The sequence below is a fragment of the Chryseobacterium piperi genome, assembly GCF_002285635.2.
In the GTDB taxonomy this organism is placed as follows: Bacteria; Bacteroidota; Bacteroidia; order Flavobacteriales; family Weeksellaceae; genus Chryseobacterium; species Chryseobacterium piperi.
In genome coordinates, this window is the sequence record NZ_CP023049.2 from 4,299,992 (window position 1) to 4,326,409 (window position 26,418).

Consider the following 26,418-nt stretch of genomic DNA (forward strand, 5'->3'; position numbering starts at 1 on the left):
TATGCATAAAGTTTTAATTACAGGAGGAGCTGGTTTTATAGGTTCTAATTTAACCGAATATTTTTTAAATAAAAATTATAAGGTTGTTTGCTTAGATAATTTTGCTACAGGGCATAGACATAATGTGGAACCTTTTTTTCAAAATCCTAATTATGCTCTAATAGAAGGAGATATTCGTGACTTAGAAATTTGTAGAAAAGCAGTTGAAGGTGTTGACTATGTTTTACATCAGGCTGCTTTAGGTTCAGTGCCTCGTTCTATTAAAGATCCTATTACAAGCAATGATGTAAATGTTTCAGGTTTTTTGAATATGTTAATTGCTGCACGTGATGCAAATGTTAAACGCTTTGTATATGCAGCTTCATCTTCTACATATGGTGATTCTGAATCTTTACCAAAAATTGAAGAAGTTATTGGTAAACCATTATCACCTTACGCGATTACAAAATATGTAAATGAGTTGTATGCAGATGTATTTAGTAAAACCTATGGGATGGAATGTATTGGTTTACGATATTTCAATGTTTTTGGACGACGTCAGGATCCAAATGGAGCTTATGCAGCTGTAATTCCATTATTTGTAAAACAATTAATGAATCATGAAGCACCAAAAATTAATGGCGAAGGAAACTATTCAAGAGACTTTACTTATATAGATAATGTAATTCAAATGAATGAATTAGCAATGTTAACAGATAATACTGAAGCTATTAATACAGTATATAACACTGCGGTAGGGGACAGGACTACTTTAAATGATTTGGTTAAATATCTAAAAGAATATCTAAGCGAATTAGATTCGGAAATAAAAAAGATTGAAGTTGTCCATGGTCCAAATAGAATTGGTGATATCGCTCATTCTCTTGCTTCAATTGAAAAAGCAAAAATTCAATTAGGTTATAAGCCAACCCATACTATTGATAAAGGCTTGAAAGAAGCTGTAAAATGGTATTGGGAAAATTTAAAATAATTATAGCCAAAATATTAGTAAAACAAAAATATTAATGAGTACAACATATAAAATTGCAATTATTGGGTTAGGATATGTAGGATTGCCTTTAGCACGTTTATTTGCAACAAAATATTCTGTAGTAGGTTTTGATATCAATCAAAAACGTATTGAAGAGCTAAATGAAGGAAAGGATCATACATTAGAGTTAGATGATGATATTTTACAATCTGTATTAATAAAAAAGAACCCTTTTGAAATTTCAGAAAACGGATTATATTGTTCTTCAGATTTGAACGCTATCAAAGAAGCAAATATTTATGTGGTAACAGTGCCGACTCCTGTTGATAAGCACAATCGCCCAGACTTAACTCCATTATATAAATCGTCAGAAACTGTTGGAAAAGTATTGTCAAAAGGAGATATCGTGATTTACGAATCGACGGTATATCCTGGAGTTACTGAAGAGGAGTGTATTCCTGTTTTAGAGAAAGTATCAGGGCTCAAATTTAATGAAGACTTTTATGCAGGATATTCGCCAGAACGTATTAATCCAGGAGATAAAGAGCATACTGTTGAAAAGATATTAAAGGTTACTTCCGGATCTACCCCTGAAGTTGGAAAGATAGTAGATAATCTATATAAATCAGTTATTGTGGCCGGGACTCATTTAGCACCGACTATTAAAGTTGCAGAAGCAGCAAAAGTTATTGAAAATTCACAAAGGGATATTAATATTGCTTTTGTCAATGAGCTAGCAAAAATATTCAACTTGTTAGAAATTGATACTCATGCTGTTTTGGAAGCTGCTGGAACGAAATGGAATTTTCTTCCGTTTAAGCCTGGGTTAGTTGGAGGACATTGTATCGGGGTAGATCCTTACTATTTAGCTCAGAAAGCTCAGGAGAAGGGGTATCATCCAGAAATCATTTTAGCAGGCAGACGTCTTAATGATTCTATGGGGCAATACGTGGCTTCTCAGGTAGTTAAGACAATGATTAAAAAAGATGTTAATGTCAATGGAGCAAAGATTTTAAACTTGGGAATTACATTTAAGGAAAATTGTCCTGATGTGCGAAATACAAAAGCAGTCGATGTAATTAAGGCCTTAGAAGACTATTCTTTAGATGTTACTACATATGATCCTTGGGCTAGTGAAGCCGAAGTAGAGCACGAATATGGAATTAATTCAACAAGCTCTCTTGATCAAATAAAAGAAAGATTTGATGCTATTGTCCTTACTGTTGCTCATAAAGAGTTTCTGGATTTAGACTTAACACAGTTTTTGAAAGAAAATGGTGTTATTTATGATGTCAAAGGGATTTTAAAGAATTGCGATTCAAGATTATAAATTTATGATGAAGAAAATAGTAATCACTGGAGGTGCTGGTTTTATTGGTTCCCATGTTGTAAGACAATTTGTTCTTAATTATCCTGATATCAAAATTATTAATCTTGATAGTCTTACTTATGCAGGTAATCTAGAGAATTTGAAAGATATTGAAGAAGAGCCAAATTATCAATTTGTTAAGGCTGATATTACTGATTCAAAACATATTCTCGAAATCTTTGAGGAATTTCAGCCTGATGGAATAATTCATCTAGCGGCAGAATCTCACGTGGATAGATCTATTACAAATCCATTAGATTTTGTGATGACCAATGTAGTAGGAACGGTTAATTTATTGAATGCAGCAAAGCATATTTGGAAAGACAGTTTCGAAGGCAAACGTTTTCATCATGTTTCAACTGATGAAGTGTTTGGAGCTCTTGGGGAAGAAGGTTTTTTCACGGAGGAAACAAACTATGATCCGCATTCACCTTATTCAGCGTCAAAAGCATCTTCTGATCACTTTGTTAGAGCTTATGCAGATACATATGGACTTCCTATTGTGATGACAAATTGTTCGAACAATTATGGTCCCAATCATTTCCCTGAAAAGTTAATTCCATTATGTATTCATAATATAATAAATAACAGTCCTTTACCTATTTATGGGGATGGTAAATATACAAGGGATTGGTTATTTGTAATTGATCACGCAAAAGCAATTGATTTAGTATTTCATGAAGGGAAAAATGGAGAATCATATAATGTTGGCGGTTTTAATGAATGGAAAAATATTGATTTAGTAAAAGAGCTATGTAGGCAGATGGATGAGAAGCTGGGAAGAAATGCAGGTGACTCAGAACAGTTAATTACTTTTGTAAAAGACCGTCCAGGACATGATTTACGCTATGCTATTGATGCTACAAAAATCAATAAAGAATTAGGTTGGATGCCCTCAGTAACGTTTGAAGAAGGATTGTCAAAAACAATTGATTGGTTTTTAAATAATCAAGAATGGTTAAACAATGTGACTTCTGGAGATTATCAGAATTACTATCAAAAACAATATAATTAATGAGAGCTAAAGAAACAAAACTGAAAGGATGCTTTATATTAGAGCCGACTGTTTTTGAAGATGAAAGAGGATATTTTTTTGAATCATATAATGAGGTTAAATTAGAAGAGATTTTAGGTTATAGGCCTACTTTTGTACAAGATAATCAGTCAAGATCATCCTATGGTGTTGTTCGTGGCTTACATATGCAGGCAGGAGAATTTGCTCAAGCAAAATTAGTAAGAGTGATAGAAGGTTCAGTAATAGATGTTGTGGTTGATGTTAGAGTTGGTTCACCTACCTATGGTGAATCTGTTGCTGTTGAACTTAATACAGAAAATAAAAGACAACTCTTTATTCCAAGAGGTTTTTTACATGGTTTTTCTGTAATTTCAGAAAATGCTACTTTTTTCTACAAATGTGATAACATTTATAATAAAGCTTCTGAAAGCGGAATTAATCCTTTAGATACTGAACTAAATATAGACTGGAAAATTCCGGTGGAACAAATGATCATTTCCGAAAAGGACAAAGACGCTCAGTTATTTAATTATTTTAGAAGTATTAATTAAAAATAATTTTATTAAAATAAATATATTCATTTAATGGCCTGCGAGGCATTATAAATATTATGTAAAAGAATAGGGTATACTTTTATTTATTGATAACCTTGTAGAGGTAAAGTAATAAAATAATAGAAGTAAAGCTTTCTAAAATAATGTAGATGAAAAATAAAAAATTATTAGTAGATTCTCTTTGGTCATTTGGAAGTCATTTATTTTCGCTTGTGATAGTTTTGATCTCTAATATTTTATTGGCGAGATTAATGACACCAAAAGAATTTGGGCAACTAGGAATCATAATGTTTTTTATAACCGTGTTTAATATCTTTACAGATGGTGGTCTAGGAGGAGCTCTAGTGCGTAAATTAGATAAAAGTAAAGATGACTATTCTACAGTTTTTACTTTTAATTTTTTTATCAGTCTCTTCTTATTTTTTGTAATTGTATTCTGCTCCGGTCCTATTGCCAGATTTTATCATACACCTGAGATTAAACAGCCTATAATTGCTTCTGCATTTATATTGATAATATCCTCATTTCAAACCATTCAAAATATTAAAATGATTTCTGAGCTAAAATTTAAATTAAAATCTATACTCACATTATTTTCTACAGTTTTTGGTGTCAGTGTGGGAATAGGACTTGCTTTATTTTTTAAATTAGGAATCTGGGCTTTAATATCTATCCCAATCTCAACAGTTTTACTCCAGACCATATTATATATATATCATGAAGGATTCTATTTTAATTTGCGATTTAATAGGATGATTTTTAAAGATCTGTTTAGTTTTGGTGTAAACACTACTTTGGTTTCTTTCCTGAATTTAACATTCGATAATATATATCAGTTAATAATGGGGAGGGTATTTAATATGTATCAAGTTGGGTTTTATTATCAGGCTAAAAAATTACAAGATGTACCTAATAACATAGTTAATAATTTATCGCAGGGAGTCTTTTTTTCCAGTCTCTCAAAAATACAAAATGAAAAGGAAGAAATGATTAGAACATATAATTTGATTTCTAAATCCTTCCTTTTTTTAATGGGATTTTCAGTATTGATTATTCAGTTTTTTGGAAAAGATATGATTTTGTTAATGTTCGGCTCTAAGTGGTTAGGAGCTGTTTATTATATTAAACTTTTAATTATAGGTTCTTTATTTTATACCCAAGAGTTGATCAATAAGATGATATTTAAAGTATATAATAAAACTCAAAATTTATTACGGTTAGAGCTTGTAAAAAAAATTTTCCAAGTTATAACATTGGTTATTGGTGTTTACTTAAAAAGGATAGACTTGTTATTATATGGCTATATAGCAACGAATGCTTTCAGTTATTTTATTAATTACTATTTTACCTCTAAAATTATTAATATTGGTAGAAAGGAATTAATTTTATTAATTAGAGTAATTATTTTAGTCTCTATTTTAATAATAGGATATAATGTAATTGAAACAAATATAAAATCACAAATTATTTTGAAAGGGATTGCTTGCATATTGGCTATTTTTTATATAGTTTTTTCTGAAATTTTTAATATTTTTAGTGTTAAGATATTTGTGAATTTGATAAAAAATAACCTAAAGAAATAATTAATTTTAAATGCAAATATTTTCATTATTACTAGCAATAACATTATATTTTTTGGCTCCAAATAAATATGACTTCAGTTTATGTTATATTATTTTCTTTGTATTTTTATATATAGCATTTATTACACTTAAAAAAGAAAGTAAAAAAGGAAGCATAGTTAATTTTTCATTATTTTTTACAGTAAGTTTCTTTTTTGTTAATTTCTTTTACCCAATTTTTATCTATCCCTTTGATAAGTACTATTTTCCAGTTTTTAGTCGTTTTTATTTTAATGAAGCCGTTATTACAAAGTCGACTGCTTTAGCCTTAGTAGGATATTGTAGTTTTTCTGTTGGAACGAAATTTTTTTTAGATAAAAATAAGACAAGCATGGGTAATTATGCATCGAATATTAACGTAAAAAGTAATTTAATACTTCAATATTCTTATAATATTATTTTAGTATTATCATGGGGAGTCTGTTTTTTATTATTCTTTCTAGCAAAAGATGGTATTTTGAAACGAAGCTCTGATGCCTTTTTTGAGATTGAGCCGGCCCTTTTAGTAGTTTCTCAATGCTTAATTAATTTGTTAATAATTTTAAATTTTTATTTAAAAAAATCTTTTAAAAATTTTGCAATAGCATTTATATATACACTAGTTTTTATTTATGTTGGAGATAGGGGATCTGCAATCCAAACGAGTTTAGTATTACTATTTTCATATAATATATTTTATAAAAAAATTAGTAAAACTAAAGTTACTTTGATATTTATTGCCGGTTTTGTAGGTTTAACACTAGTATCCTCTTTACGTAGCCAAGACGGAAATAATAAAAAATTAAATGACGTTCAATTTACTCATTATTATGATTTTACAATGGATCTCATTGTAAATAATAGGAATCTATATGCAGGATATGATTATGCCAATAAAAATGGTATTAACTATGGGATGAGCTCTATTCCTTATTTATTTGCTCCTGTACCAATGCTTCCGTCTTTTATTACAACAAATTTATATGGGGTAAAGCCACAAGAACTTTCAACAGGGTCGATTTTGACCAACGATGTAAATGCAACCTGGGGATTAGGAACCAATTTAATTGCCGATATTTATATGCAGTTTGGTTTCTTGGGAGTTATAATACTTATGTTCCTATTAGGGTATGTTGTTTCTAAATTGGAATTAAATAGAAAGAGAAAGCTATTTGTTACTATTTGTTACATTTTTATTTCTAGTTTTTCTATTTATATGGCGAGATCTAGTCTTTTTGATACTGTAAGATATATTACTTGGGCAGCTATTATTTACTATTTATTATTTTATCTGTTCAAACCATTTTTAACAAAGGCAAAATGAAAAAAATTCTGACAATAAATAATTCAATTTTTTACGAGGAAAATAGACAACTGTTTTTAGATAAAGAAACGGGTAATTTTTTTATAAAATTAGGGGAACTGGGTAATTCAGTGAGTACATTCCAAATTAGTCAACAAAAAACAGAAGATGATACCTTTGCGAATTTTGTATTATCTGATAAAAAAATTAAAATATATGAGGTAAAGAGAAAAAGCAACCGTTTTATACCTTTTCTAATATCATTTTTTGTAATCCAGAAAGCAATTATTAAAAATGATTTTGTATACATATATTTTCCAGGACCAATTTGCAAAGTTATTGCTTTATTATGCATTTTTTACCAAAAACCTTATGGACTTTATATAAGAGGAGAACAAGGAATTGAATCAAAACTCTCACAAATAATTTTAAAAAAAGCAAAAACAATTTTTACAATTTCTCCAAGTTTTACTCAAAAAATGTCAAAGTATAACAAAGATACTCAGACAATACGGCCTATGATGGGTTTTGAAGAAACTGATATAGTTACAAATAGGACAGTTGATTTTAAAGAGACTGTGAAAATGCTATATGTAGGAAGATTGGTTTTTGATAAAGGTCTTTTCGAATTATTGGATGCTCTAGAGATTTTAAAAGAGAGAGGTTATAATATACATTTAAATTTGGTAGGAAGTGGAATTGACTTTAATAACTTAGTTTTATGTATCAAGCAGAAAATGTTGGAAGAAAATGTTACTTTTTTTGGAATGGTTTCTGATAAAGACAGACTTATCAATATATATAAAGAAAGTGATATTTTTGTATTACCCACTTACCATGAAGGATTTCCTAGAGTTTTATATGAAGCAATGATGATGCAAATACCTATTGTGACTACTTTTGTAGGGACAATAGGTTATCTCATGAAAGATCAGTTGAATTGTCTTGAACTTATTCCTAAAAATAGCGAAAGTATAGTAAATCAAATTGAAAAATTAATTAATAACCCTGATTTAGCACAAAGTCTTGCAAATAATGGTTTAGAGACGATTATTTACTATCTGAAAGATAAAAAAATTAATCATGCTGAGCAGTTAGATCAATTTATAAAAAAGTTTTATGAAAGTTAGTGTTATCATACCATTTTATCCAAATATCGGATGGTTAGAAGAGGCTATAGAAAGTGTTTTAGATCAGACATTTTCTGATTATGAAATCATCGTGGTAAATGATGGTTCTTCAGAAGACGACAATCGTTTTATTAATAAATATCATAATAATATTAATTATTTCAAAACAGAAAATAAAGGACCTGCACATGCAAGAAATTATGGAATTAGTAAAGCTAGTGGTGAATATTTAGCTTTTTTAGACTCTGATGATTTGTGGCTGAATACTAAATTGGAAAGGCAAGTTGAATTAATGGATCACCACAATTTGAATTGGTCTCATACTAAATATTCAATTTTTGATGAAGTACCTAATAAGGAAGATAGGATCTATTGTGAAGTCAATAATGAGAATTTTAAGGGAATGGTATATCCACAGTGTTTGACAAAAATTCATATTGGCACACCATGTGTTATGATTAGAAGGTCATTTATTTTGGAAAATAATTTTATAAGATTTTCTGAAGATATGAGATATGGAGAAGATGGCTATTTTTGGATTCTAATGGGCTTTAATAATGAATTAGGATATCTTAATGAAAGCTTAACCTCGGTGAGAAGAGCAGGTACAAATGCTGTACAATTAGCTAGAGTTCATTTAAATGTTAGAGGTAATTTAAATAAATTCCTAATAAGTAAATTAAATATTTTCTATCCTAATATTAAAGTTGGTATATTAACAAGAATTACATACGAGTATTGTAATGTTGTTAATAATTTTATTGATCAATTATTTGGGATACAAAATTTCAAGAAAAAATCTGCAGAAATAATTTCAAAAATAGTTTATTTACCTGCTTATGTAATGTTTAAAAGTATAATTAAATAAAGATGCTGAAAACATATGGTTTATTAGGGCTGATACAATTGATGTATTTTAAAATTAGAACTAAATTTATTTTTAGTAATGCTAGAATAATAAGATTTCCGTTTCGGCTGAGGGGAAAACAATATATTAAAATAGATAAAGGTTTTACAACTGGTTTTAATTGTAGATTAGATGCTTTTAACGTCAAAAATAAGCCGGAACCACTTATTAGTATTGGTAAGCATGTTCAAATCAATGATGATGTCCATATAGGCGCTATTGAAAAAATAGAAATCCATGATCATGTTCTAATAGCAAGTAAAGTTTTTATCACGGATCATAATCATGGTAAATATTCAGGGAATGATGGTGATTCACCTAAAACAGTACCAGATAAGAGGCCTCTTTATTCCAGTCCGGTAATTATAGAAAAGAACGTGTGGATCGGAGAGTTCGTTTCAATTTTACCTGGTGTAACAATTGGTGAAGGATCTATTGTGGGTACAATGTCAGTAGTTAATAAGAATGTTCCTCCATTTTGTATTGTAGTTGGATCTCCCGCAAGAGTTGTGAAAAAATTTGATTTTGATAAAAATGAATGGATATCCTTTAAAAATGATTAATTTATCAATTGTATTATATAATACTTCGGCCGAAGATATTCAAAACATATTTAAATCACTAGATTTTGTGAAATCTTCATATAAATTGTATGTGATAGATAATTCTCCAAGTAATACTTTAATATCTTTTTTCGAAGGTAAAAAAAATATTGAATATATACATAATCCGACAAATCCAGGATTCGGTGCTTCTCACAACATTGCTTTAAAAAAAACATTAGAAGATAACATACCTTACCATTTTGTTATTAATCCTGATGTATATTTTACATCTGATGTTATTACACCTATGGTAGAGCATATGGCTGAGAATGCTAAAATAGGAATGATGATGCCACAGATTTTGAATCTAGATGGAACAGCACAGCATCTTCCTAAATTATTACCTTCACCTTTAAGTTTGTTTTTAAGAAAAATTAAGCAGCCGAAAATTATTTATGATAGTTTTATTGAGAGGTATGAGTTGAGAAATGTACCGGATCATCAGATATATACAGCCCCGATTCTTTCAGGGTGCTTTACATTATTTAATGCAAAAGCTTTACGGGATGTAGGTTTATATGATGATCGTTTCTTTATGTATTTTGAGGATTGGGATATTTCGCGCAGAGTATATCAAAAATTTAAAACGGTATATTTTCCAAAGGTTTCAGTATATCATGGATATGAATCAGGTGCTAATAAAAATAAAAGATTGTTTAAAATATTTGTAAAATCAGCACAATCTTATTTTAATAAATGGGGCTGGTTTTTTGATAGAGAAAGAGATAAAATAAATCAAATCACATTAAATCAATTCAAATGAAAAATCAATTCAAATGAAAAATCAAACACTTTTACTTATCGTGATGCTTATCAGTTTTTCTGTTAATGCACAAACCTTTGCAGTAAAAAAAATAAATACAGAAACGATTACTAAGTATCTTAATAAGCCTGTATTTAACGATGAATATAATAAGTATGTAAAACAAGCTTATTCAGTTACAGTACCTAGTAACATGCAAAAAAATACATCGTCAGATTATACATCTTATATACAGGATGCATTAAACAAGAATGATGTTGTTCTTCTTCCAAACACTGTAATGGAAATTAATGATAAAGGCTTGAACTTAAACAGCAATCAGGTTTTATTGTTTCAACCGAATTCTAAACTGGTCTTGATACCATCTGCCAAAAAAGGTTATAACATGTTGAATATCGAGAATGTTAATAATATTAAAATTTTTTATGCCAATTTAGAAGGAGATAGAGTTAATCATTTGGGAAGTGATGGAGAATGGGGTTTTGGAATTGGGATTAAAGGGTCTGATAGTATAAAAATCTATTCGCCATATATAAAAAATACGTGGGGAGACGGAATCTATTTAGGACAGTCAGGGAATAAACCGTCTACTAATATTTATATTGCGAATGCTGTTATAGATAATGTAAGAAGAAACGGAATTTCTATTATTTCAGCTAAAAATATAGATATTCTTAATAGTTATATAGCTAATACCAATGGGAATATTCCAGAAAGTGGTATCGATATAGAGCCTAATAATATTGCTGATGATCTTGATACAGTTAATATTAAAAATTTAACCACTTTTAATAATAAATGGGCTGGAATTCTTTTAGTGTTTGAACAATATAAATCTAGTCAGAAGAAGACCGTATCAATAAATATTGATGGACATACAGATTCTTATTCGAAATACGGAATTGCTTTCCACGGCTTTAAAAATGATACCACTGCAAGTAATTTAGACGGACTGATTAATCTTAAAAATACAAGATATGATAATAATAAAGATAAATTCTTTTTTTACAAATCAAATCTCTCAAATCTTAATTTAAATACTACTGATTCAACGCTAAAAACAAAATTTAATAATTTTAAACTTAAATGAAAGTAATAATTACTGGAGCAACAGGTTTTGTTGGTCAAAATTTAAGTCAATATCTTATTTCTAAATCGATTGATGTAGAACAAATATCTTTACGCCAACAAAACTGGAAAGAAAATATTAACCTACAGGCCAATGCCATTATTCATTTAGCAGGTAAAGCGCACGATACCGCTAATACATCTGCGGAAGAAGAATACTTCCGTATTAATAGGGATTTAACAAAGCTATTATTCAATGAATTCTTACGGTCAGAAATAAGTGATTTTTTATATTTCAGCTCAGTAAAAGCAGTAGCAGATACAGTTGAAGGGGTACTAACTGAAGATGTAATTGGAGAGCCTTTAACTGCTTATGGAAAATCTAAACTCGAGGCCGAAAATTTTTTATTAAGTCAAAAATTACCTGAAGGAAAAAGGGTTTTTATTATCCGCCCATGTATAATTCATGGTCCATGTAATAAAGGAAATTTGAATCTATTATTTAAGATTGTGGAAAAGGGAATACCTTGGCCATTAGGAGCTTTTGAGAATAAAAGATCATTTTTAAGTATTGATAATTTAAATTTTATAATTTATCAAATACTTATGAATGAAGATATAGAATCCGGCATTTATAATTTTGCTGATGATCAAGCTATATCTACTAATAATTTAATTCAGATAATTACTAAGACATTAGATAAAAAATCCAGGCTTTGGAAGATTCCACAAAAGTATTTGGAAATAACTGCCAGAATGGGAGATAAATTTCATTTACCTTTGAATTCTGAAAGACTAAAAAAATTAACGGAATCTTATGTTGTTTCTAATCAAAAAATTAAATCGGCAATAAAAGTTGATAGTTTACCAATAACAACAGAACAAGGCCTAATAAAAACCATTAAGAGTTTTATAAAATAATATATCAATTGATCATCTAATATTTATTCTCATGATACGCGTACTCGATTTTACATTTTCATTCCTTGGAATCCTTTTTTTATGGCCTGTCGGCTTAATTTTATATATTATAGGTTTATTTGATACAGGATCACCTATTTTTGTTCAAGAAAGAGTTGGGAAAAATAAAAAAAAGTTTAACCTTCTAAAGTTCAGAACAATGCATGTCGATACGAAATCGGTGGCAACTCACTTATCGAGTAACTCTTCGGTAACGAAATTTGGGAGCTTTTTACGAAAGTCAAAATTGGACGAGTTACCCCAACTTATTAATGTTTTGAAAGGTGATATGAGCTTAGTAGGACCGAGGCCTAATCTTTTTAACCAAACAGAATTAATAGAGGAGAGAGAGAAAAGAGGAGTTTACAAATTTATTCCTGGTATCACAGGATTAGCGCAAATCAATGAAATAGATATGTCTACTCCTGTTGAACTTGCTGAAAAAGATGCTGAAATGCTTAAAACTTTAAACGTTTCTAATTATATAAAATATATTCTGGCTACCGTTGGAGGAAAAGGGCAAGGAGACAGAATAGGGAAGTAATATTATTTCATACTATATATAATTTTATCAAATTTTAAATCTGAAGATATAAATTCAGCAGGAAGAATTATATTTGTTATTTGAACAAGCACAATGCAAAATAAAATTTGGCTCTCTTCCCCACATCTTTCCGGAAATGAATTATCTTTTATCGAAGATGCTTTCAATAAGAATTGGGTAACTTCAATAGGAGATAATATTGATGAATTTGAAACCAGTCTGAAGCAATTTCTTAAAGATGATACGGAAGTCTGTGTTCTCAATTCTGCTACATCTGCAATACATTTAGCATTAATACTATTAGGAGTAACAAGTGAGGATGAAGTATTAACATCTACCTTTTCTTTTATTGCTTCGGCGAATCCGATTACATATTGCGGGGCTACTCCTGTTTTTATAGATAGTGAGACAGAAACATGGAATATGTGTCCAGTTACTTTACAAAGAGCTATTGAAGATCGGATTTTGAATGGTAAAAAACCCAAAGCAATTGTTGTTGTCCATCTTTATGGTATGCCTGCTAAAATGGATGAAATTCTAACTATTGCTCAAAAATATGAAATTCCACTTATTGAAGATGCTGCAGAAGCGTTAGGCTCAAAATACAAAGGAAAAGTTTGCGGAACGTTTGGAAACTTTGGAGTTTTGTCTTTTAATGGAAATAAAATTATTACAACTTCAGGAGGAGGAGCATTGGTATGTCATTCTCAGGAAGATAAAAATAAAGTGATATTTCTTTCGACACAGGCAAGAGATTCTGCTCCTCATTATCAGCATTCACAAATCGGGTATAATTATAGAATGAGTAATATTATTGCCGGAATAGGAAGAGGACAGATGATGGTTCTAAATGATAGAGTACTAGCCCGTAGAAAAATGCATGACTTTTATACAGACCTATTGAAAGATGTCGATGGTGTTAGTGTTTTCTCTGAACCAAGTATAGATTTTTACTCTAACCATTGGTTATCAGCAATCGTAATAGATAAAGAGAAAATTGGTAAAAACCGAGAAGAGTTGCGCATTGCTTTTCTTGAACAGGATATAGAATCACGTCCTCTATGGAAGCCTCTTCATATGCAACCTGTTTTTGTTGATGCTCCTTATTATGGAGGAAAAGTGGCTGAAACTCTTTTTGAAAATGGATTATGTCTCCCATCGGGATCTAACCTCACAGATGATGACAGAATTAGAATTAAAAATGTACTAAAAAACTTTTTTGAGATCTGATGCTTGTAAAAGGGCTTGGACCCTCTTCATATCGTAACAAAAAATGATGTAGAAGTAATCTATCTAAGACAGATTTTATATATTTGTTGGGAATACAGATCCTGTGAAAAAATACCCTCTTTGGAAGATGCTGATGGACTACAGTATAGCAATTTTTGCTATTATACTACTGTCTCCTATATTTGTTTTTTTGATATGTCTGACCTCTTGGGATACAGGGTTTCCCGGACTTTTTATTCAAAAACGCATTGGTTGGGATGCAAAACCTTTTTCAATTTATAAATTCAGAACACTTCATCCTCAAACACTTCATAAATCATCTATTGGAAAATGGATGAGAAAAAATAAATTAGATGAGCTCCCCCAATTATTCAATATCTTAAAAGGGGATATGTCACTGGTAGGCCCAAGACCTGATATTCCGGGATACTATGATAAATTAACAGGTGAAGACCGTCTCGTTCTTCAGCTTAAGCCTGGGCTCACAAGTGAGGCCGGAATTAAATATCGTAGCGAAGAAAATCTGCTTAATCAACAGGAAAATCCTTTACAATATAATGATACAGTACTCTTTCCAGATAAAGTAAAAATGAATTTGGATTACTATCATAATCTCTCTTTAAAAGAAGACTGTTATATTTTATTGAAAACCTTTTCACTTTTAAAAAGATAATATACCCCAAATAAAAAAGTTATAGCATAATGAAACCCCTATATAAAAAAATTGTCCTATCGGGAAGCCTATTCTTTGCAGCTTTACTTAATGCACAGACAGAAATAAAAGTAAATACTCTTTTTGCACCAGTTGGAATTTATAATATCGCTGTAGAAAAACCAATTAACAACAAAATTTCTATGCAAGTTGAGGCATTTGTTTCTCCATGGAAATCTTTTAATGGTAGGAATTTACAGATTTATATGGGAACTGTGGAGGGGAGGTATTATTTTAAGGAAAAAATGAAAAACTGGTATGTTGGAACCTATGTCTCAATGGCCGCATTTAATCTTCAAAAGTGGAATTATTGGAAGGATAAACCAGTGTTTGATGAATTAGGACAACCAGAGATATTACCAGATGGAAGTGTCCGTGTTACAGGAAGGTATCAGAAAGGGCTTGCCTTTATTTTTGGTATCAGTGGAGGATATCATTTTACCATTAATAATAACTGGGGATTAGATGTGTATGCTGGAATAGGTACTACGCAATCATTCTACAAAGGATATTTTAAGGATAATGGAGAAAGATATGATGGTGCAAAAAACTTTAATAAAAGTGGAGAGCTGATCCCAACAAGGGGAGGATTAATGCTAACATATAGAATAAATTAGTTTGGATTGCAAAAATTTACGCAATAAAAAATAAGAGATATCAACCTTCCTTCAAACAATATTTTTTTAATTAAGAACACTAATGATAACTTAGGTTTAAATAGGATTATCAAAAATATAATACATCTTCCAATTTAACTGGAAATACTGTTAAGAATATATAAAATATAGATATATTTGCAGACGTTTAAAACGAATAAACTAATAAATTTTTCAATTGATAACATAATCCTAAGAAATGGATAAGAATAATAACAAAGAATTTGATCCTAAAGAAATAATAAGTCCTTTTATACGTAGGTGGTTGTGGTTTTTAGTCAGCTTTATTATAACAATTTTTCTAGCAATATTGTATATCAAGTCTTCACAAACGGTATATAAAGTACAAACATCTGTACTTATTAAAGATGCTAAAAAAATGTCTTCGGCATCAGGTGACTTTGGGGTACTTCAGAGCTTAGGCGGGTTTTCAGGAATGGCAACCAATAGTATTGAAAATGAAATTGAAATATTTAAATCCAAAAATATTATTTATGATGTTTTAAAAGAATACAACTTTCAAACTTCTTTATTTCAAAAAGGAACTTTTCATGATGTAGAATTATATGGAAATACTTCTCCTTATATTTTTAGGATTATAAATGAAAAACAACAAGCTGAATCACCCAAAAAGCCTATTGATGTAAAGGTAGATGGAAACAAAATTGTTCTTTCATCTAAAGAATGGGGTAAAAACATAGAAGGTAGCTTTGACAGAACGATTAGCCTTCCTTTTGCCAATATTATTATTTCAAAAAACCCCTCTTTCAAATTATCACAACTTAAAAACAAATCCTTATCGGATCTCTATTTTAAATATTCAACATTTGAAGAAACTGTAGATTCCTTTCAGGAAGATTTGCATGTAGATTTAGTAGATAAAGAATCTACCGTTTTAGCTTTATCTGTTAACTATCCGGTTGCTCAAAAAGGTAAAGACTTTCTAAATACTGTTGTCAAGCAATACAATTTTTATAATATAAATGACAAGAATATAGAGTCTCAAAAAACAAAGGATTTTATAGACGATCGAATCGTTTTAATTTCTAAACAATTGGGAGACGTTGAAAGTCAGAAAGAAAAATTCAAATCAGATAAAAATATTATCGATTTGGCCACAGAAGCCCAGATTGATTTGGGTATGAAGGAGAAAAGTAAAGCCAAGATGTTGGATTTAGAGACTCAATTAGAGTTGAATAACACACTTCAAAGTTACCTGACTACAAAAACTATTGAAGACATTCTTCCAATTAATGTAGGATTGGAAAGTAATGCGGCAAAAGAAGGTATTCAAGAATATAATGTTTTGGTTTTAACAAGAAATAAACTAATGGAAAATGCTACGGTAAATAATCCATTAGTAAAAGATCTTGAAAATCAGCTTAAAGACCTGAAGTTTTCAATCAAAGAAAGTATCAATAAAAATATTTCTGCTCTTAATCTTTATAAAAGAAAAGCTACAGGAGAATTTAGTGATTCTCGTCAAAAGATTGATCGAATTCCCAATCAGGAACGCTTATTTAGAAGTATTGAGAGACAACAACAAATTAAAGAAAATTTATATCTTTTATTATTACAAAAAAGAGAAGAAGCTGCAATATCTATGGCAATTACGGCTGATAAAGCTAGAGTCATTGATAAAGCTTTTGTATTTAAAAAACCTGTTTCTCCTAAGAAAGTGGTTACTCTTTTCATTGCTTTAGTATTAGGGTTTATAATTCCATTCTTAATTATTTATATCAAAGAATTACTAAATAATAAAATCCTATCTCGAAAAGATATTTCAAAACATTCAGTAGTGCCGTTATTAGGAGAGATTCCTTCTTTGAAAAATAATGAAAATCATTTAGTTCAGAATAATGATCTTTCATCACTAGCAGAGTCTTTTAGAATATTAATGACCAATCTTAAATACTTGATGCAGCCAAAACAAAGTGCTCATAAGATTATGATCACATCAAGTGTCAAGGGAGAAGGAAAAACACTCATTTCAGTTAATCTTGCATTGGTTTTATCTTCGTCTAATAAAAAAGTTTTAGTGATTGGATCTGATATCAGAAACCCTCAACTACAGAGGTATAATCCGCAAATGAAATCTGCAAAGGGACTTTCAGAATATTTGTATGGTGAAGTAACAGATGTTAATACAATTGTTCATCCGAGTGGTTTCCATAAAAATTGTGATTTTATTTATTCTGGAATCATACCACCTAATCCGGCAGATCTTTTATCTAATGGAAAGTACAAAGAACTTGTATCTCATTTTGAGTCTGAGTATGATTTTATTATAATGGATACTGCACCATTAATGCCGGTTACTGACTCCTTTTTAATTATTGATAATGCTGATTTATTAGTGTATGTCATAAGATCTAATTATTCAGAAATATCCTATCTTGAATTTGTAAATAATAATATTGCATCTAACAAGATTAAAAATGTTGCCTTTGTCTTGAATGATGTAGATAGAGATAATTTTGGATATGGTAACCAATATGGATATGGATATAATGCAACAGAAAGAAAATGGTGGCAAAGAAAATAGATAACAAGGATGCTTGAAATACTTAAATATTCATTTGAGTTTAGCTACTATGAGTATTAAAAAAAATTTTGTTTACAGCTTATTATTGATATTAAGTCAGATTCTTTTTCCGATTTTAATATTGCCCTATATCAATAGAATATTAGGCCCGTCAACAATAGGTGTATTTAATCTCGTTGATAATATAGCACAATATATAATTACAATTGCTGCTTTAGGAATTCCAATTTACGGGGTTAGAGAGATATCAATTGCAAGAAACTCTTCAAAAGATGCTCTTAACAAGACTTTTTCAGAACTTATAAGCATCAATTTTTTATTAACGATTTTTTGTACCGTTCTATATCTTGGTTTTATAATTTATAATACTCAGATTGCGGAGTTTAGAATCTATTATTTTCTAGGAACAATTCAGGTTATTGCAGGTATTTTTTCTTTAGAATGGTATTTTCAAGGGATAGAAAACTTTAAATTTATTGCTCTCCGTACATTTGTCATAAAACTACTAAGTATTTTTTTAATATATTTTTTTGTAAAAAGTAGTGATGATGATGTTCTATATTATATTATTACAACAATTGCATTTGCTATTACAGGGCTTTTTAACTTATTGTATGTAAGTAAGAACATTATGTTTAAAGTACCCAGTAAGAAAAATATTCTGAAGCACATAAAGCCGCTTTTTATCTTTTTTACTACAAAATTTATGATTAGTATTTATGTGACTATGACTACTATTTTATTAGGAATATTGAGCACAACTAAAGATGTTGGTCTTTTTTCATTGGCCTTTAGGGTTTTTAATATTTTCGTAATTGTAGTTTCATCTTTGACAACAGTTCTCATATCCCAAGTCTCAACAGCAGTATTAAATAAAAATACTGATTACTTTGCATCACTAATTGTTAAGACTGTTACTTTTAATATATTTTTTGGTTTGCCAACGAGTGTATTTATTTTTACTTACGCTGAAGAGTTTATTTTTTTATTAGGAGGAAATGAGTTTTTGCCAGCGGTATATTCATTGCGTTTTTTTGCAATTTTAGTGTTTTTAATTCCTTTTAGTAATTTATTTGCGCTGAATATCCTCACTCCTTTAAAAAAAGAAAAATTCTTTTTAGGTTCTACTCTTGCAGGAACGGTTTTGAGTGTTATACTTAATCTTATTTTAATGCCACGCTGGGGGTATATGGGAGCTACATATGCTTTTTTATGTACTGAAATTCTGGTTTGCAGTCTTTTATTTTATTTTGCAAACAAATGTTATAAGTTCGAGAAGAAGATTGTTTTTTTGATAAAAACCTTTGCAATTTGTATTGTTTTTATTCCAATATATTATTTCTTGCCAAATGAAAATAAGCTTATAAAATTAGTCATTGGAATAATATCATCTGGTCTTTTTTATTTGTGCTTTCAACTCATTCTGGTACGAGATAGTTTAGTTATTAACTATGCAAACCAACTCTATAAACGATTTAAATAATATGGTTGATTCAGAAAAATACACAAAAATATCCGTTTTAATGGCATGCTATAATGTTGAAAGATATATTGGTATAGCATTAGACTCAGTTCTTGTGCAGACATACCCTCACTTTGAAGTTTTGTGTGTAGATGACTGCTCTTCTGATGATACCCTTAATATTCTGGAAGATTATTGTAAAAAAGATGAAAGAATCAAAGTTTTTAGAAATTCAGAAAATTTAGGAATTACAAAGACAAAGAATGTTTTGCTTTCCCTAGCAATGAACGAAACTGTAGTCTTTTTAGATGGTGATGATATTAGTGACATTCATAGATTTGAAAAGCTTTTACATTGTAAAAATCTCTATAATGCAGATATTGTTTCCAGTGCTTATACATTAATTGGTAGTTCTGGACAAAAATTAAAGACAAGAGGTTTACAATTACTCACCACAAAAATGGGAATAAGATATACGTCTTTCTTTAATTCTCCTATACCACATGCACCATCTATGATTAATAGATCTCTGATTGAGGATAGAGGAGGTTACAAAGAAGACTATATAGCAGCTGAAGATTATGATCTTTTTGTAGATATATTGCTTCAAAAAGAAGTAATAGTAAAAATTCTTCCTTGTCCATTATATCTTTATAGAATTAATGAAGATGGAATATCCCGATCATATAATAAAAGTCAGATCGAAAGTCATATTAAAATTGCGAAAAAATTTATTTTGAAGGAACTAAGTACTGATCCTGAAAATTTTCATTACTGGAATTTATCAAAATATGAAGACACTGTAAAGATTTATCCCTATTCATTTTTGAATACAGCACTAAATCAGATTAACTATATTAGGAAAACATATTTGAATAAATATTCTGTTTCTAGTGCAGAGCGCCAAGAAATTAATGATTATACGTCACAATATTATATATTCACTTATTTATGTATGTTGAGAAATGGTATAAAATATAATCAAGTAATAAAAGTTTCTGCACTTATTACAGTTAGTTTCGTAAGGAATTTTTTTTTAATCTTCAACCTCTCTACTTTTAAATGGATAAGAAAACAGATATAAAACTTTCTATAATAATTCCTACTTTAGGAAGGAGGGCAGAGGTTGAAAAGCTTTTACAATCTATTGCTGATGCTAATATAGCTTGTGCTTTTGAAATTATTATTGTTGATCAGAATACAGAAGCATTGATTGATGATATAGTTGCTATGGCAATGTCATGGCTTCCGATTAGACATTATAAGGTCGGTTTTAAAGGGCTGTCAAAAGCGAAAAATTTTGGTTTTAGAAAGGCTGCAGGAGTATATATTAGTTTTCCGGATGATGATTGTCTTATTTACAAAAATACCTATGCTAAAGCGATTGAATTAATTCGCGCTCAAGATTTGGATATTATTTTTGGAAAATGTCTTGACGAGAAAGGTAACGATAGTGTTTTACAATTTAAAAAAAAAGCATACTATCTCAATAAAAATAATATGGCAGGTGGCTTCGTTGAAGCAACAACGATCTGTAAAGCAGATATCTTGCGAACTTATGAATTTGATGAAAATATGGGAGTAGGAACTTTTTTTGGAGCTGAAGAAGGGTTTGATTGGTTATATAGAATACTTTCTGACAAAAAAGCTCCAAAAAAAGTGTTATTTTCTCCGGATGTTGAGTTTTATCATCCGCAGGTAATACTATCTAAAGGTGATTTGGCATCGCTTAATCGTGTATTTAAGTATAGATGCGGTACGGCTTATTTATGTGTAAAGCATCATTTACATATGAAATATTACAAAAGGATCCTTATTAGTATTTTTGGATATATATTATATAAACTGGTAGATAAGAAGAGTTCTGATTTTTATGCAGTAGAGTTTTCTGCATTATTAATGGGGAAAAGATTTGCAAAAAAAGAGTTGAAATAAATGGGAGTTTTAAAGAAATTATTTAGTACGTTTGCGTTACAGCAATGTTTGTTGCTGATTCTTCTTTACATTATTCTATTCTTCTTCAAGAATGATTATATTTTAGTGTTTGCTTATATATATTCACTTTTTTTAGGTTTTGCAGTCATAAAAACCAGAGTAGAATATTTGTTGGCTAATAATACAGGATTAATTTTCTTACTTTTTCTTTTCCTGTATGGTGCTTTACACAGTATTGCAAGTTTAATTCTCCTTGATGAAATTCCACAGAATATTTACCTGTCAACTATTATTTATGGCGCTACTCTTCCCTCATATCTCTTAGGATATAGTTTTGTGAAGCAGAAGCTTTATAATGAAGCCTACAAAGAAGAAATAAAAGAAAGTGAACCAAGTGTTTTTTATTCCATTTTTTTGGTGATTTTGCTGATTCTTTTAACAGGCTACATGTCTTACTTTTTTATTAGTATTGGGGCTTTCTTTAACTTATCAGTACTGACAAAAGATAGGTCAGAAGTTTTTGAGACACGGGAGCAATCACAAATTGTTGTAGGTCTTTTAATTTCCGGAATATATCTTTATTTTATTTATTATTATAAAAAGATTTCTAAATTAATACTTTTTATAATATCAGCTATTTTGCTTTACTATGTTCTTATGCAGCTGGCAGCAGGGAATAGAAGAGATTTTATGCCAATGGTCACAGGAGTTTTTTGGATTTTTGTGAATATAAAAAAGCTTAAGTTTAATCTTTTTTGGTTTGTGGTACTTCTTTTCTCCATCTTCATTTTTCAGTACTTAGGTACTATTCGTGGAAGCCTTTCTAGTAATACAAATATGAATAGTAGTGAATCTTCGGTAGCCGCACTTACTAATAATGAATTTACCTATCCTTTTTACACCTTAAGTTTTGAGGTTGATGATATGTTGAAGAACAAAATAGAATATAAATATGGTGAGTCTTTATCATATCCGGTTCTGTTTTTCATACCAAGAGCAATTTATCCGGAAAAGCCAAATTCATTAGCCAATCAATTTATACAAAAGCATTTCGGGAAGAGATATAAGATGGGGTTTGCCTATACGCCTGTTTCTGAAGCTTTTGTAAACTTTGGAGTTTTAGGTCCTTTCTTTTGTTACTTTTTAGTTGGATTAGTGATTAGTTTCATTCAAAATAGAAATCATCAGGTTTTAAATTTTGTATTTTTTACGATGATTCTTGATTTTTGTAGAGGAGAGTTAGGTACATTCTTTTATCAGTTTTTCTTTACGGCATTATTTATATATATACTACCTTCTATAAAAAAAGCCATTTTATTACTTAATAGATAGATATGAAAATCATACTAGATAATATTGTTTTTTACTTGCAGAAGTCGGGGGGCGTATCAGTATACTGGTCAGAGTTGGCAAAGAGATTTAATGAGACTTATGAAGATGCCATATTCTTTGAACAAACTACTAAGAACGAAAATTTATCAAGAAAGAAGTTAAAACTTAAAAATCTTGAATATGAAAATTTTCCTAATCTTAAAATTCAAATAAAACGATATCTTCCATTCTTTAATAGGATTAAAGAAAAAAGTATTTTTCATTCAAGTTACTATAGGTTTTCTTTATCTAATAAAGCGTGTAATATTACAACTGTTCATGATCTTATTACTGATAAGTATGGCAGAGGATTGGCGAAATGGGTACATTATTATCAAAAAAAAATAGCATTACAAAGATCCTCAGGAATTGTATGCATATCAGAAAATACAAAGAAAGATCTGTTAGAATATCATCCGGGGTTGAGAAATAAGAACATTACTGTTATTTACAATGGAGTCAGTGATGACTTTTATTATATAGAAAAAAAGCATAATTTAGAAGGTATAGATGAGAGATTTAAAAACCTTCAAAAAGATAGCTATGTTTTGTATGTAGGGCATCGAACCTCATATAAAAACTTTGATATGGCAGTGATGGCGATGTCATTCATAAAAGACGATTTTACTTTTGTGATTGTAGGTGAGCCTTTGTCAAATAAGGAAGTCTCTTTTTTGAATAACCATTTAAAAGGAAGATATATGATATTTAGCAGCCTTGATAATACTAAATTGAATTATCTTTATAATAATGCTTTTACATTATTATACCCTTCTTCATACGAAGGGTTTGGTATACCCGTTGTTGAGGCATTTAAAACAATGTGTAATGTTGTCGCTGCCAATACATCATCCATCCCTGAAGTCGCAGGTGATGGTGCCGTATTAATAGATGACATTAATGCTGAAAAAATTGCAGAGTCTATTTTAAAATTAAAAAATGATTTGTTCTTAAGAGATGAACTAAAAAGGAAGGGTGCTTTACACGCTAAGAAATTTTCTTGGGATAAAACGTTTGAAGAGTATTTGGAGTTTTACAAGAAAGTTTTTAGAGTAAGAAACTAGTCATAATGTGATACTTAACTTCAGAAGCTGTTATAATACAAATTATAAATATTAAGAAAACTGATTATGTAATCTTGAAGTACGTTAAAAATAAAAACTAAATAAATTGTGAAAAAAATTACATTCATATTGATGTTTTACTGCTTAAATCTTTTATCACAAGAGTTGATACAAGAGAACATTAATGGAGAAGCAGTGAACTTTAAAAAAGTTAATGTAGTAGATAATAAAATTAAGTATGAAGTTGATAACATTTTATATATAAAGAAAAACGATCAATTATACCAACGGGTAATTGATAAAAACGTTAATGTAAGATGGTTTGGAGCAAAAGGAGATGGCAAAAATGATGATACTAAAGCAATCCAAAAAGCAATTAGTACAGGATTTCCTGTAGAGTTTGGAAAGGGTGTTTTTCTGGTTTCTTCTCTTACACTTCCTTATTATTTCAAAGGTCTATCCTTAGAAGGAGTTGGCTATAATCATTGGGATGATACAGCAGGGACTGTTTTGAAAGCCATAGGTAATCAGTCTATTCTAAATCCTGTAAATGGGTGTGATTGGATAAGAATTTCTAATTTACGTCTGGATGGAGCTAATATTTCAGATATAGGATTTAATGGACAATTTGGAGCTGGAATCATTTTTCAAAATGTAGGGGTTTATAATTTTAAAAAATATGGAGTTCTTTCTCGCCAAGGGCTTTTAAGGATCTCAGAATGTTTTTTTTCGAATAATAAAATTGGAGTTGAACTCTATTCGGATAGTACTATTTCTAATACCGAAATTACCGGGGGAGAAATTTGCTTAAGAATTGTTTCTGGAGGGAATAGGCTGAATAATATTTGGCTAAACACATCTACAGAAAGCTTATTGCATATGGAGCCACTGGATGCTCAGACAGGGCATCAGAATACTTCTATGAATAATCTCTATCTTGGTGAGGTCATGAATAAAACTCCCAATGAAAAAAAGTTTCAGGTTGTTATCAAAGGGAATGACAAAAAGAGGATACAGCAAGTACAAATTACAAACTCATTCTTTGTCCATGCTACCAATACAGTAGGAAATAATACATTTTTTTCATTAGACAAAGCTGATGAAATAATAATTAGTAATTGTAATTTTTTAGGGCAGAATACATATGCTAAAGGTAATGTGTATACAGATCATTTTATTGTGGCATCAGACAGTCATAATATTAAAATAGCAAATAATATTATTAAAGGAGTTAACAATTCAGCTATTGAAATTGTTAAGTATTGTAATGATTGGAGCGTTTTAGGGAATGACTTTATTAACTGTGGAGGCATGAAACAAAATGCAGTTATATTAGTTAACAGCCAAAATGAGTCAAGAATGTTTTTACAGGCCAATAGATTTATAGATTATAGGGATAATAAGAATATTTTTGCACTAAAGTGCCTGACCGAAAAAGGATGTAATTTTAAAGATAATTATATTATTTATCCCAATTCAACTGTTGATGAATCTGGAAATAAAGTAAATACTCAATTGGAAAAAAATTTCCGTTAGTACTATCTTGTATTATTCAATGATTGAACTTGTAATACATAAAAAAGAATTAAAAACGTAATTTTAGATATATTTTTCAAAAAGACTATGAAAAAAATTGTGATACTAGGTGGTGGTGGTTTTATCGGTGGACATCTTGGAAGGAGATTAAAGCATGAAGGTCATCATGTGAGAATTTGTGATATAAAGAAACATGAATATTTTGATCATAATGAAATTTGTCATGAGTTTATAGTTGGTGATCTGACCGATCCTAGTGTTGTAAAGCTGGTAGTTGAAGAGGGCGTAGATGAAGTTTACCAGCTAGCTGCAGATATGGGAGGAGCTCTTTACATTTTTACAGGAGAACACGATGCTGATGTCATGCATAACTCTGCAACAATTAATTTAAATGTGGCAAGAGAGTGTGTTTTAAAAAAAGTAAAAAAAGTTTTTTATTCTTCTTCTGCATGCATGTATCCCGAACATAACCAATTGGATTCTGATAATCCTAATTGTGAAGAAAGTTCTGCATACCCGGCAAATCCGGATTCAGAATATGGATGGGAGAAATTATTTTCAGAAAGATTATATCTGGCATACAACAGAAACTATGATTTAAATGTAAGAGTTGCCAGGTTCCATAATATATTTGGGCCTCAGGGAACTTGGATGGGAGGAAAGGAGAAATCACCTGCGGCAATGTGTAGAAAGGTGGCTGAGCAGAATGAAGGAGGACAAATTGAAGTATGGGGAAATGGAAAGCAAACCAGATCTTTCCTTTACATTGACGAATGTATTGAGGCTGTTTTAAAATTTATGGAATCTGATTTTTTTGGACCTGTAAACATTGGGAGTGAGGAAATGGTATCTATTAATGAATTGGCACAGATGGCTATAGATATTTCTCAGAAAAACTTGGAAATAAATAATTTAGAAGGTCAAGACTTTTTTGATAAATATGGATTCAAATGTCCTTTAGGTGTTAAAGGAAGAAATTCCCATAATAAGCTTTATAAAGATAAAATGGGTTGGGAGGTATCGCAGCCATTAAGGGTTGGGATGGAGAAAACATATCAATGGATTTTAAAGCAAGTTGAAAATAAGGCTGTTGAACATTCTATTTAGTACAATTCTGA

At 29.9% G+C, this 26,418-nt stretch carries 24 protein-coding genes; all 24 read left to right on the top strand.

Features of this window, described 5'->3' with window-relative positions; genetic code table 11:
- Position 1: 1 nt before the first annotated feature.
- Complete coding sequence (locus tag CJF12_RS18835) at positions 2–970, top strand: SDR family oxidoreductase (RefSeq protein WP_034682579.1); 969 nt, start codon at positions 2–4, stop codon at positions 968–970.
- A 34-nt stretch (positions 971–1,004) separates the two neighbouring features.
- The gene (locus CJF12_RS18840) at positions 1,005–2,300 is read left to right on the top strand and encodes a nucleotide sugar dehydrogenase (protein ID WP_034682581.1); all 1,296 of its coding nucleotides are present in this window, start codon (positions 1,005–1,007) and stop codon (positions 2,298–2,300) included.
- A gap of 7 nt (positions 2,301–2,307) precedes the next feature.
- On the top strand, positions 2,308–3,354 hold the full coding sequence (rfbB, locus tag CJF12_RS18845; protein ID WP_034682659.1) for a dTDP-glucose 4,6-dehydratase: 1,047 nt from the start codon (positions 2,308–2,310) through the stop codon (positions 3,352–3,354).
- Complete coding sequence (gene rfbC / locus CJF12_RS18850) at positions 3,354–3,905, top strand: dTDP-4-dehydrorhamnose 3,5-epimerase (RefSeq protein ID WP_034682582.1); 552 nt, start codon at positions 3,354–3,356, stop codon at positions 3,903–3,905. The genes rfbB and rfbC overlap by 1 nt, the downstream gene beginning before the upstream one ends.
- A 152-nt stretch (positions 3,906–4,057) precedes the next feature.
- The gene (locus tag CJF12_RS18855) at positions 4,058–5,491 is read left to right on the top strand and encodes a lipopolysaccharide biosynthesis protein (protein WP_084675610.1); all 1,434 of its coding nucleotides are present in this window, start codon (positions 4,058–4,060) and stop codon (positions 5,489–5,491) included.
- A gap of 10 nt (positions 5,492–5,501) precedes the next feature.
- On the top strand, positions 5,502–6,833 hold the full coding sequence (locus CJF12_RS18860; protein WP_034682584.1) for an O-antigen polymerase: 1,332 nt from the start codon (positions 5,502–5,504) through the stop codon (positions 6,831–6,833).
- Entirely contained in the window at positions 6,830–7,942 is a 1,113-nt protein-coding gene (locus CJF12_RS18865; RefSeq protein ID WP_228379071.1) for a glycosyltransferase, read from the top strand. Before CJF12_RS18860 ends, CJF12_RS18865 begins: the two co-directional genes overlap by 4 nt.
- Positions 7,932–8,810, top strand: coding sequence for a glycosyltransferase family 2 protein (locus tag CJF12_RS18870; protein WP_095591212.1), 879 nt, complete (start codon positions 7,932–7,934; stop codon positions 8,808–8,810). The genes CJF12_RS18865 and CJF12_RS18870 overlap by 11 nt, the downstream gene beginning before the upstream one ends.
- A 2-nt stretch (positions 8,811–8,812) precedes the next feature.
- Positions 8,813–9,412 (top strand): LbetaH domain-containing protein, encoded by a 600-nt coding sequence (locus tag CJF12_RS20435; protein ID WP_034682586.1) that lies wholly within the window; start codon positions 8,813–8,815, stop codon positions 9,410–9,412.
- On the top strand, positions 9,405–10,217 hold the full coding sequence (locus CJF12_RS18880) for a glycosyltransferase (protein WP_034682661.1): 813 nt from the start codon (positions 9,405–9,407) through the stop codon (positions 10,215–10,217). Before CJF12_RS20435 ends, CJF12_RS18880 begins: the two co-directional genes overlap by 8 nt.
- Before the next feature lie 13 nt (positions 10,218–10,230).
- Positions 10,231–11,307 (top strand): right-handed parallel beta-helix repeat-containing protein, encoded by a 1,077-nt coding sequence (locus CJF12_RS18885; protein WP_051887212.1) that lies wholly within the window; start codon positions 10,231–10,233, stop codon positions 11,305–11,307.
- The gene (locus CJF12_RS18890; protein WP_034682588.1) at positions 11,304–12,206 is read left to right on the top strand and encodes an NAD-dependent epimerase/dehydratase family protein; all 903 of its coding nucleotides are present in this window, start codon (positions 11,304–11,306) and stop codon (positions 12,204–12,206) included. Before CJF12_RS18885 ends, CJF12_RS18890 begins: the two co-directional genes overlap by 4 nt.
- Positions 12,207–12,237: 31 nt before the next feature.
- Positions 12,238–12,789 carry a sugar transferase gene (locus tag CJF12_RS18895; protein WP_034682594.1) on the top strand — a complete coding sequence of 184 codons (552 nt, stop codon included), beginning with the start codon at positions 12,238–12,240 and terminating at the stop codon, positions 12,787–12,789.
- Positions 12,790–12,882: 93 nt separating this feature from the next.
- Positions 12,883–14,019 carry an aminotransferase class I/II-fold pyridoxal phosphate-dependent enzyme gene (locus CJF12_RS18900; protein ID WP_034682596.1) on the top strand — a complete coding sequence of 379 codons (1,137 nt, stop codon included), beginning with the start codon at positions 12,883–12,885 and terminating at the stop codon, positions 14,017–14,019.
- A 133-nt stretch (positions 14,020–14,152) separates the two neighbouring features.
- On the top strand, positions 14,153–14,692 hold the full coding sequence (locus CJF12_RS18905; RefSeq protein ID WP_084675613.1) for a sugar transferase: 540 nt from the start codon (positions 14,153–14,155) through the stop codon (positions 14,690–14,692).
- Positions 14,693–14,721: 29 nt separating this feature from the next.
- On the top strand, positions 14,722–15,348 hold the full coding sequence (locus CJF12_RS18910) for a DUF3575 domain-containing protein (RefSeq protein WP_034682600.1): 627 nt from the start codon (positions 14,722–14,724) through the stop codon (positions 15,346–15,348).
- A gap of 238 nt (positions 15,349–15,586) precedes the next feature.
- Positions 15,587–17,932 (top strand): GumC family protein, encoded by a 2,346-nt coding sequence (locus CJF12_RS18915; RefSeq protein ID WP_034682601.1) that lies wholly within the window; start codon positions 15,587–15,589, stop codon positions 17,930–17,932.
- A 34-nt stretch (positions 17,933–17,966) separates the two neighbouring features.
- Complete coding sequence (locus CJF12_RS18920) at positions 17,967–19,415, top strand: oligosaccharide flippase family protein (protein ID WP_131329513.1); 1,449 nt, start codon at positions 17,967–17,969, stop codon at positions 19,413–19,415.
- A 1-nt stretch (position 19,416) separates the two neighbouring features.
- The gene (locus CJF12_RS18925; protein ID WP_157759874.1) at positions 19,417–20,478 is read left to right on the top strand and encodes a glycosyltransferase family 2 protein; all 1,062 of its coding nucleotides are present in this window, start codon (positions 19,417–19,419) and stop codon (positions 20,476–20,478) included.
- Positions 20,457–21,329 carry a glycosyltransferase family 2 protein gene (locus tag CJF12_RS18930; protein WP_051887214.1) on the top strand — a complete coding sequence of 291 codons (873 nt, stop codon included), beginning with the start codon at positions 20,457–20,459 and terminating at the stop codon, positions 21,327–21,329. Before CJF12_RS18925 ends, CJF12_RS18930 begins: the two co-directional genes overlap by 22 nt.
- Positions 21,330–22,661: an O-antigen polymerase gene (locus CJF12_RS18935; protein ID WP_034682604.1), complete on the top strand. Its 1,332-nt coding sequence runs from the start codon at positions 21,330–21,332 to the stop codon at positions 22,659–22,661.
- Between the two features lie 2 nt (positions 22,662–22,663).
- Positions 22,664–23,764: a glycosyltransferase family 4 protein gene (locus CJF12_RS18940; protein ID WP_034682606.1), complete on the top strand. Its 1,101-nt coding sequence runs from the start codon at positions 22,664–22,666 to the stop codon at positions 23,762–23,764.
- A gap of 108 nt (positions 23,765–23,872) precedes the next feature.
- The gene (locus tag CJF12_RS18945) at positions 23,873–25,300 is read left to right on the top strand and encodes a glycosyl hydrolase family 28-related protein (RefSeq protein WP_131329515.1); all 1,428 of its coding nucleotides are present in this window, start codon (positions 23,873–23,875) and stop codon (positions 25,298–25,300) included.
- Between the two features lie 87 nt (positions 25,301–25,387).
- Complete coding sequence (locus CJF12_RS18950) at positions 25,388–26,407, top strand: NAD-dependent epimerase/dehydratase family protein (RefSeq protein WP_034682609.1); 1,020 nt, start codon at positions 25,388–25,390, stop codon at positions 26,405–26,407.
- Positions 26,408–26,418 lie beyond the last annotated feature (11 nt).

What these genes read in the sequence shown, in the direction of transcription:
- CJF12_RS18925 (WP_157759874.1), top strand. Translation starts at nt 19,417, where the DNA reads ATGGTTGATTCAGAAAAATACACAAAAATATCCGTTTTAATGGCATGC.
- CJF12_RS18885 (WP_051887212.1), top strand. Translation starts at nt 10,231, where the DNA reads ATGAAAAATCAAACACTTTTACTTATCGTGATGCTTATCAGTTTTTCT.
- CJF12_RS18930 (WP_051887214.1), top strand. Translation starts at nt 20,457, where the DNA reads ATGGATAAGAAAACAGATATAAAACTTTCTATAATAATTCCTACTTTA.
- CJF12_RS18950 (WP_034682609.1), top strand. Translation starts at nt 25,388, where the DNA reads ATGAAAAAAATTGTGATACTAGGTGGTGGTGGTTTTATCGGTGGACAT.
- CJF12_RS18860 (WP_034682584.1), top strand. Translation starts at nt 5,502, where the DNA reads ATGCAAATATTTTCATTATTACTAGCAATAACATTATATTTTTTGGCT.
- CJF12_RS18840 (WP_034682581.1), top strand. Translation starts at nt 1,005, where the DNA reads ATGAGTACAACATATAAAATTGCAATTATTGGGTTAGGATATGTAGGA.
- CJF12_RS18895 (WP_034682594.1), top strand. Translation starts at nt 12,238, where the DNA reads ATGATACGCGTACTCGATTTTACATTTTCATTCCTTGGAATCCTTTTT.
- CJF12_RS18905 (WP_084675613.1), top strand. Translation starts at nt 14,153, where the DNA reads ATGGACTACAGTATAGCAATTTTTGCTATTATACTACTGTCTCCTATA.
- CJF12_RS18890 (WP_034682588.1), top strand. Translation starts at nt 11,304, where the DNA reads ATGAAAGTAATAATTACTGGAGCAACAGGTTTTGTTGGTCAAAATTTA.
- CJF12_RS18865 (WP_228379071.1), top strand. Translation starts at nt 6,830, where the DNA reads ATGAAAAAAATTCTGACAATAAATAATTCAATTTTTTACGAGGAAAAT.
- CJF12_RS18870 (WP_095591212.1), top strand. Translation starts at nt 7,932, where the DNA reads ATGAAAGTTAGTGTTATCATACCATTTTATCCAAATATCGGATGGTTA.
- CJF12_RS18940 (WP_034682606.1), top strand. Translation starts at nt 22,664, where the DNA reads ATGAAAATCATACTAGATAATATTGTTTTTTACTTGCAGAAGTCGGGG.
- CJF12_RS18915 (WP_034682601.1), top strand. Translation starts at nt 15,587, where the DNA reads ATGGATAAGAATAATAACAAAGAATTTGATCCTAAAGAAATAATAAGT.
- CJF12_RS20435 (WP_034682586.1), top strand. Translation starts at nt 8,813, where the DNA reads ATGCTGAAAACATATGGTTTATTAGGGCTGATACAATTGATGTATTTT.
- CJF12_RS18910 (WP_034682600.1), top strand. Translation starts at nt 14,722, where the DNA reads ATGAAACCCCTATATAAAAAAATTGTCCTATCGGGAAGCCTATTCTTT.
- CJF12_RS18880 (WP_034682661.1), top strand. Translation starts at nt 9,405, where the DNA reads ATGATTAATTTATCAATTGTATTATATAATACTTCGGCCGAAGATATT.
- rfbC (WP_034682582.1), top strand. Translation starts at nt 3,354, where the DNA reads ATGAGAGCTAAAGAAACAAAACTGAAAGGATGCTTTATATTAGAGCCG.
- CJF12_RS18935 (WP_034682604.1), top strand. Translation starts at nt 21,330, where the DNA reads ATGGGAGTTTTAAAGAAATTATTTAGTACGTTTGCGTTACAGCAATGT.
- CJF12_RS18900 (WP_034682596.1), top strand. Translation starts at nt 12,883, where the DNA reads ATGCAAAATAAAATTTGGCTCTCTTCCCCACATCTTTCCGGAAATGAA.
- rfbB (WP_034682659.1), top strand. Translation starts at nt 2,308, where the DNA reads ATGAAGAAAATAGTAATCACTGGAGGTGCTGGTTTTATTGGTTCCCAT.
- CJF12_RS18855 (WP_084675610.1), top strand. Translation starts at nt 4,058, where the DNA reads ATGAAAAATAAAAAATTATTAGTAGATTCTCTTTGGTCATTTGGAAGT.
- CJF12_RS18835 (WP_034682579.1), top strand. Translation starts at nt 2, where the DNA reads ATGCATAAAGTTTTAATTACAGGAGGAGCTGGTTTTATAGGTTCTAAT.